This is a genomic window from Leifsonia sp. KNZ12-8B, from assembly GCF_056755495.1.
Map to the genome: position 1 here is coordinate 40174 of NZ_JBPGXM010000016.1, position 7929 is coordinate 48102.

The window sequence follows — 7929 nt, forward strand, 5'->3', positions numbered from 1 at the left end:
ACGCTCATTATGGGTGCACGGCGGCCGGTGTTGCGAATGATGCGCGTGCGGCCGTCGGGCGCGAGCGCCGACCGCGTCGGCTCAGCCCTCGTCGTCGCCGCGGCCGTGGTCGTCCCGCCGCAGCGCCCCCTTCACCCGCTCCACCCCCTCGGTCACCAGCGACGTCGCCGAGTCCTTGATCGCGCCGAAGCCCTCGGGATCGCCGGAGAGGAGCGCCTTCGCGGTGTTCTTCGCGAACTCGAACGTGATGTGCGGCGGGAGGGGCGGCACGTTCTTGCTGGTGTGCGCGTCGATCAGCGTGACGCCGCGGTGCGCGAACGCCGCGTCCCAGGCCGCCGCGACGTCGTCGTCCTCCGTCACGGTGATGCCGTTGAACCCGAGGAGCCGCGCCCAGCCGGCGTAGTCGACCGACTCCACGTCCTGCGAAGTGGACCACACCGGGTTGCCGTCCTCGGTCCGCATCTCCCACGAGACCTGCGTCAGGTCATCGTTGTGCAGCACGAGCACGATGAAGGTCGGGTCCGCCCAGCGGGACAGGTACTTCTTGATCGTGATGAGCTCGTTCATCCCCAGCATCTGGAACGCACCGTCGCCGATCGTGCACACCACGGGCCGGTCGGGGAACGCGAACTTCGCCGCCTCCGCGTACGGCATCGCCGCGAGCATGCTGGCGAGCCGCCCGGAGAGGTCGCCGAGCATCCCGTCGTGCAGCCGGATGTAGTGGCCGTACCAGTCGGCGGTCGTGCCGGCGTCGGCGGTGACGATCGCCCCGGCGGGGAGGCGCTTGTTCAGCTCCTGGTACACCCGGCGGGGGTTCACGCCGTCGTCGTACGTCTGCTCGGCCTGCGCGGTCAGCTCGTCGTCCCACTTCGCCATGTCGGCGGCGACCTTCTCCTGCCAGGAGCGGTCCTCGGTGCGGGTCAGCAGGGGGAGGAGGCCGTCGAGCGTCGTCTTCACGTCGGCCCAGATGCTCACCTCGGTGGGGTACCGCATGCCGAGCTGCTCCGGGCGGAGGTCGACCTGCACGGCTCGCGCCTGGCCCGTCGCGGGCAGGAACTGTCCGTACGGGTAGTTCGTGCCCAGCAGGACGAGGGTGTCGCAGTCCTTCATCTGCTGGGAGCTCGCCCGCGAGCCGAGGAGGCCGAGCTGCTGGGTGTGGAACGGCACGTCCGACGGCACCACGTGCTTCCCGCGCAGGCTGGTGACGATGCCGGCGCCGACGAGCTCCGCGGCGTGGAGGATCTCGGCCGTCGCGCCGTTGGCGCCCGCGCCGACCAGGAAGGTGACCCGCTCGCCCGCATTGATGATCGCGGCCGCGGCCTCCAGCTGCTCCAGCGGAGGGGCGAGACGGGTCGATGGTGCGACGGCGCTGGACCGCGACTGCCACATCTCGGCACCGGGCTCCACCATCTTCTGGCCCTGCACGTCGTGCGGAAGGATGATCACGCACGGCTGCAGGCGGGTGATCGCCGTGCGGAACGCGGTGTCCACGACGGCCTGCGCCTGCGCGGGCGACACGATCGTCTGCACGTAGGCGGCGACATCCGAGAACGTCCGCTCCAGGTGGCTCTCCTGCTGGTTGAAGGTGCCCAGCGAGTCCAGACCCTGCTGGCCGACGATGGCGACGACCGGCTGGTTGTCCATCTTCGCGTCGTAGAGGCCGTTCAGGAGGTGGAAGCCGCCCGGGCTGGACGTCGCGATGCACACCCCCACCTCGCCGGTGAACTTGGCGTGCGCCGTCGCCATGAAGGCGCAGATCTCCTCGTGGGTCGGCCGGATGTACTCGAGCCCTTCGCCGGCACGCTCGGCTTTGCCGAGTGCGCCGTCGAACTCCCCGATGCCATCGCCCGGATACCCGAAGACGCGCCGGACGCCCCACTCCCGGATCCGGTCGATCACGAACTCGCTCACCGTCGCCATGGTGTTCCTCCCGGTCTCGTTGCCGCTGTCCGCCATCCAACGCCTCAGAGCGGAGGCGTCAACGCCCCCGGCGTGTCGGCGACCTCATCCCGCTCAGGACGACACCCGGCGCGTCCGCGTCGGGTGGGCCACCCGCGACTCCGGCGGGGCCGCTGGAACCCGGCCGGCGAAGGAGATCGAGACGACGCCGTAGAGGATGGGAGCCGCCGTTCGCACGAGTCCCTCGAGCGACAGCAGCACCGACGCGACCGCCGGCTCGGCGGCGACCGGGAGCTGCTCGACCAGCCACAGCGCGGCCATCGCCGCGAGCACACAGGCGGGCGACCACACCCACGGCTCCGGGACGACGCGAGCACGGACGATCTGCACGACGACGACCAGCGCGAGCGCGAACTGCACCAGTGCCGTGACGTACCCGTAGACCATCGAGGATCCGGTCGAGATGAGCCAGACGCCCGCGAGCTGCTGGACGACCGCCACCGCGGGCGTCCACACCGCGAGCGCGCACATGGCGACGGTGCCCAACGGCCGGCGAGCGGTGACGCTCCCGCGTCCGCCGACGCCGAGCGCGAGAACGACCAGCGCGGCCGAGAAGAGCAGCGTCGCGACGATCGTCCCGCCCGCATATGTCGGGAACACCGGCTGGAGGCCGACCCCGACGATGACGGAGGCGAGGAAGAGGACCCCGCCCGCGATCCATGCGCGACCGGGCGCGACCCGGGCGGAGTCCCCGTTGCCATCCATAGGGGCAGTGTAGGGGTGGCGTCCCTACGCCCGCCCCTTCTTCAACTGCGAGATCGCCTTCGCCAAATCCCGGGCCGCCGCCGCCACATCCTGCGTGGTCGCCCGCGGGCTCACCATCACGACGTCACCGGTCGCGACCGCATCGTCCAGCCGGTCGAGCGACACCGCCGAGTAGGCCGACCGGTCGATCGACCGCGCCGAGGCGAGGGCCGAGGCGAGCGAGGACTTGTCGGTGTCCGTGGTCGCGAGCGACGCCGCATCCACCAGGCTCACGTCGTCGAGCACGCCCCAGGCGCCGGCCGACAGCGTGAACGAGGCCGAGAGGTCGACCACGCCGTCCGCGCCGACCGTGATCGCCGGGACCGATGCCGTGTGGAACTGGTTCCAGGAGGTGAACTCCAGCGGGGCGCTCCAGGTACCGGCGGACGTGCGGGCGGTCAGCGTGCGCGTGTCGGTGGCCGGGCTGTTCGTGCCCTGGGTCGTCGCGCGCAGCACGTACGTGCCCGCGGGGATGCCCGTCAGGTGCTGGGAGGCCGTCGCGGTGTACGCGGAGCCGCTCCAGAACGTCACGGCGAAGGAGCCGGTGTGGGCGTCGGAGGTCTGCTGCCGGGCCGCGGGACCGCTCAGGGTCCAGGCGCTCAGGTCCGCATCCTCGAAGCCGCCGTTCAGCGCGTGCTCCGGCGCCACCACCGTCACCGTGGCGACGGTGGGCTGCTTGCTCGTGGTGGTGCCGGGGATGGCGTAGGTGCCCGGTCCGCGGATCGCGTCGACGGCCTTCGACCACTTCACGTTCGGGTGCTCGACGCTGCCGTCGTTGTAGGTGACCGCGACGGTCTTGGGCAGGGTCACCTTCTGGCCATCCGTGACCGTGATCGACGGCTGCTCCACGGAGACCACGGCACGCGGCGCCACGGCCCCGGTGCGCACGTACGAGAAGGTGCTCAGCGACTCCAGCGGGGTGCCGTTCCACGAGAACAGCGACTGGTTGTCCCACGACGAACCGCCGTACCAGGGGCCGACGTTCGCCGGGTCGTACGCGCTCGCGGCGCTCGTCGCCCAGCCGGAGCCGTCCCGCTCCCAGAGCGCGCGGTTGGCGTCGAGGGCGGACGGGGGGCCGACCGGGAGCCAGGCCGGCTCCCAGTAGGAGACGCCGATCCCCGCGGGGCCGACGGCCGCGACGGCGGCGATGACGTCGCGCAGCTCGGTCGCCTGGCCCTGGACACTGACGGGGTACTGGGTCGCCTGCGATGCGTCGCCGATGGAGTTGGCGAAGCCGTCGCCGTCGTCGAGCGTCCTGACCCAACTCGTCTCGGCGACCATGACCTTCTTGCCGTACGTCGTCGCGATCTGGCTCAGCACCGCGGTCAGGTTCTGGGTCGTGCCGTGCCAGTAGGGGTAGTACGAGCTGGCGAAGACGTCGTAGTCGACGCCGTACTGCTGCAGTCCCGCCGCGTACGCCGCGTACCGTCCGGGCGTCTCCGGGTTGGTGAAGTGCACCGCCACCAGCGCGTGCGGCAGCACCTGGCGCACGGCCGAGGAGCCGGCCTGGAGCAGCTGGGCGAAGGGCGCGTCGATCGCCGTCCCGGCGCGCGTGTAGCCGGCGATGCCGTTGTTGGTCTCGTTGCCGATCTGGACCAGCTTCACGTTCACGCCCGCCGCCGTGAAGCGCTGGAGGGTGGAGGCCGTGAAGTCGTGCAGCGCCGTGGCCTTCTGGTCGACGGTGAAACTCTGCCACGCCTTGGGCGCGAGCTGGCGGCCGGGGTCGGCCCAGAAGTCGGAGTAGTGGAAGTCGACGTCCACGCCGAGTCCGGCCGCGGCCGCGCGCCTGCCGATCTCGACGGCGCGCGTCACATCCACGTTCCCGCCGCCGTAGCCCTGGCCGGTGGCGTCGTCGAACGGGTCGTTCCAGACGCGGATGCGCACGGTGTTCACACCGTGCTGCGCGAGCACCGCGAAGACGTCGGCGGCCCTGCCGCTGTCGTCGCGGAAGACCACGCCGCTCTCCTCGAGCGAGAGCACCGACGAGACGTCGACGCCCATGGCGAAGTCGGGGGAGAGGCCGTCGACCTTGGGGACGGTGATGCCGGCCTCCACCGGCCCGGTCCCCGCCGCCTGGGCTGCGGTGGTGCCGCCGAGCGCGGCGGCGATGGTCGCGATCGCGAGGGTCGCGCCGAGCGCGAGCCTGCGTGTTCCGAACGGTCGTCGTCGTTGCACGAACCGCTCCTTCCGGTCGGGCAGCGGGATGCCGTCATCGGCCGCCGCGCTGCGGGAAACTGTGTGCGCTCACAGTAGTAGCACATCGTGTGCCCGCAATCCAGAGCGGCGCGCGCGCTTCATTCGCGAGAACGACGATGGAATGACTGGGAGCGTTCACAGCCGGGAACGAGCACACAAGAAGGCCCCGGGCCGAGCGCGCTACGCGGACTCGCGGACCACGAGCTCCGTCGGCACCGTGATGGCCGCGTAGCCGCCGCCGTCCACCTCGTCGAGCAGCATCTGCACCATCGCCCGGCTGATCCGGTCGAACGGCTGGCGCATCGTCGTCAGCGGCGGATCGCTCTGGAGGGCGGCCGGCGAGTCGTCGAAGCCGGCGACGGCGACGTCCTCCGGCACCCGGCGGCCCGCCGCCTTCAGCACCTCGATGGCCGCCGCGGCCATCCGGTCGTTCGCGGCGAAGACGGCGTCCAGGTCCGGTGCGGTCTCGAGCAGGTGCCGCATGCCGTCCGCGCCGCTCGAACGCCCGTAGTCGCCGTACGCCACCAGGGACTCGTCGAACGCGTCGCCGAGCGCCTCCCGGTAGCCGGCCAGGCGGCCGCGCCCGCCCGAGGTGTCCTGCGGGCCGGCGAGGTGGGCGATCCTGCGACGTCCGGTCGACCGGAGGTAGTCGACCATCTCGCGCGCGCCGTCCTGGTCGTCGGCGGTCACGTATCCCATCTTCCGCTCGAACCCGAGCGGGATGCCGCACGCGACGGCGGGCAGGCCGAGGCGGTTGATGGCCGACACGAAGCCCTGGCCCCCGCTGTGCGAGGACACGAGCAGGACCCCGTCGACCGACCCGGCGGCGATGAACTCGACCGCGCGCCGCTGCTCGTCCGGGGTGGAGGCCATGATGAGCACGAGGGAGACGTCGCGCTCCGCGAGCGCATCGGCCGCGCCCCGCATCAGGATCGAGAAGTTCGGGTCCTCGAACAGCAGGTGGTGCGGCTCGGTCAGCAGGAAGGCGATGGAGTGGGCGCGTGCTGTCGCGAGGCTCCTGGCCGCCGCGTTGATGCGGTAGCCGGTCTTCTTGATCGCGGCGGTCACGGCCGCGTGCGCGTCCGGGCTGACCCAGTGGCCGCCGTTGAGCACCCTGGAGACGGTTCCGCGTGACACACCGGCCGCTTCGGCGACGTCGTTGATCGTCGGCCGTCGTCGCGCCGCATCGCTTGCCATGAGGGAATTCTAGGGACGGATCAGGCTTTGACGGCGCCGGCGGCGAGGTCCACGCGCCAGAACCGCTGCAGCAGCAGGAACAGGATGATCAGGGGCACGATGGACAGCAGCGCGCCGGTGATCACGAGTGTGTACATCGCCGGGACCGTCGCTCCCTGGTTCAGCAGTCCGGAGAGCCCGACCGTGATCGGGAAGAGCTGGTCGTTGCCGAGCATGATGTACGGGAGCATGAAGTTGTTCCAGATCGCGACGAACTGGAACAGGAAGATCGTCACCAGTCCCGGCGCCATCATCGGCAGCGCGATGCCGTGGAAGATGCGCAGCTCGCCCGCCCCCTCGGTGCGCGCGGCCTCCACCACGTCCGGCGGCACGGCGGCCGCGGCGTAGATGCGGGCCAGGTAGATCCCGTAGGGGCTGATCAGCTGCGGCAGGAGGACCGACCAGTAGGTGTTGGTCAGCCCGACCTGGGCCAGCAGGAAGTACTGCGGGATGGCAAGGATGACGCCCGGCACGAGCACGCCCATGAGCAGCACGGAGAACACCGCGCCCTTGCCCGGGAAGTCGAAGCGGGCCAGCACGTACCCGCTGAGGGCCGACACGTAGGTCGAGACGAGGGCGCCGACGCCGGCGTAGAGGGCGGTGTTGACCATCCAGCGCCAGAAGAGACCGTCGCGGTACTGCGTGAGGGCCACGATGTTGTCCCAGAGGTGCGAGCTGGGCGCCAGGGTGAAGGTCGAGAACAGCTCCGAGCCGTCCTTGGTGGAGGCCGTGAGCACCCAGAACACCGGCAGGAGGCAGTAGACGGCGCCGAGCAGCAGGATGGCGGTGCCGAACACGCTGGGGCGCTCCGTGGAGCTGCTGCTGCGGCGGGTGCGCAGCGCCGGCACGTCGGTCGCGGTGATCGTGGCCATCGTCAGTCCTCCTGACCGAACGCCCTGCGCTGGACGACGCGCAGGAAGATGAACGAGAGCACGAAGGTGCCGAGCGCGATCAGCACGCTCGTCGCCGCCGCGGAGTAGATGTCGCCCCGGATGAAGGCGTCGCGGTACACCTTCATCAGCGGCGTCCAGCTGCTGGAGATGGCGTTGGTGAGCGGCTTCAGCGTCGTCGGCTCCGCGAACACCTGCAGCGTCGCGATCACCGAGAACAGCGCGGTCATGATGAGGGACGGCATCACGATGGGGATCTTGATCCGCCACGCGATCTGCACCTCGCTCGCGCCGTCGATCCTGGCCGCCTCGTAGATGTCGGTGGGGATGGCGCGGAGGGAGGTGTAGATCACGATCATGTTGAAGCCGACGCCGCCCCAGAGCGCGATGTTGGCGACGGCGAAGATGATCAGGTCCGGGCTGAGGATGTTCAGCGGCGATCCGCCGACGAGCTTCGTCAGGTAGGCGAACGGGCTCACCGAGGGAAGGTAGAGGAAGCCCCACAGCAGCGAGCTGATGACCGCGGGGACCGCGTACGGAAGGAAGATGCTGACGCGGCTGAAGCGCACGGCGCGCGACCGCCGGGAGTCCAGCAGCAGCGCGAAGACCAGCGCAAGGCCCAGCATGACGGGGATGAGCACCGCGCCGTACAGGAGCACCCGCAGCACGCTCGCCAGGAACTCGGGGTCGCTCACCGCGTCGATGTAGTTGGACAGCCCGGCGAACTCGAGGCTCTTGCTGCCGGACCCCAGGCCGAGCCCCTTCACCTTCACCGTCTGGAACGACATGACGACCGTGTAGACGATCGGCGCCGCCATGAACAGCACGAACAGCACGATGGCCGGGGCGAGCATCGCGTATGGGACGCTCACCGACCGTCTGGCACGGCGCCGATCGTCTACAC

The 7929-nt window shown here is 70.5% G+C and carries 6 protein-coding genes; all 6 read right to left on the minus strand.

Going from position 1 to position 7929, the window contains the following annotated elements; genetic code table 11:
* Positions 1-81: 81 nt before the first annotated feature.
* The gene (locus ACR9ZG_RS04470; RefSeq protein WP_481283621.1) at positions 82-1956 is read right to left on the minus strand and encodes a thiamine pyrophosphate-requiring protein; all 1875 of its coding nucleotides are present in this window, start codon (positions 1954-1956) and stop codon (positions 82-84) included.
* A 57-nt stretch (positions 1957-2013) separates the two neighbouring features.
* Entirely contained in the window at positions 2014-2664 is a 651-nt protein-coding gene (locus tag ACR9ZG_RS04475) for a hypothetical protein (RefSeq protein WP_481283622.1), read from the minus strand.
* A gap of 24 nt (positions 2665-2688) precedes the next feature.
* Positions 2689-4878, minus strand: a complete 2190-nt coding sequence (locus ACR9ZG_RS04480; RefSeq protein WP_481283623.1) for a glycosyl hydrolase 53 family protein — start codon at positions 4876-4878, stop codon at positions 2689-2691.
* Between the two features lie 201 nt (positions 4879-5079).
* Positions 5080-6096 carry a LacI family DNA-binding transcriptional regulator gene (locus ACR9ZG_RS04485; protein WP_481283624.1) on the minus strand — a complete coding sequence of 339 codons (1017 nt, stop codon included), beginning with the start codon at positions 6094-6096 and terminating at the stop codon, positions 5080-5082.
* Positions 6097-6116: 20 nt separating this feature from the next.
* Positions 6117-7007 (minus strand): carbohydrate ABC transporter permease, encoded by an 891-nt coding sequence (locus ACR9ZG_RS04490; protein WP_481283625.1) that lies wholly within the window; start codon positions 7005-7007, stop codon positions 6117-6119.
* Between the two features lie 2 nt (positions 7008-7009).
* The coding region (locus ACR9ZG_RS04495; RefSeq protein ID WP_481283626.1) for a carbohydrate ABC transporter permease at positions 7010-7929 on the minus strand (920 nt) is incomplete at its 5' end.

Bases quoted from the DNA above. Each gene is read 5' to 3' on its own strand.
- ACR9ZG_RS04470 (WP_481283621.1), bottom strand. From the start codon at position 1,956: ATGGCGGACAGCGGCAACGAGACCGGGAGGAACACCATGGCGACGGTG.
- ACR9ZG_RS04475 (WP_481283622.1), bottom strand. From the start codon at position 2,664: ATGGATGGCAACGGGGACTCCGCCCGGGTCGCGCCCGGTCGCGCATGG.
- ACR9ZG_RS04485 (WP_481283624.1), bottom strand. From the start codon at position 6,096: ATGGCAAGCGATGCGGCGCGACGACGGCCGACGATCAACGACGTCGCC.
- ACR9ZG_RS04490 (WP_481283625.1), bottom strand. From the start codon at position 7,007: ATGGCCACGATCACCGCGACCGACGTGCCGGCGCTGCGCACCCGCCGC.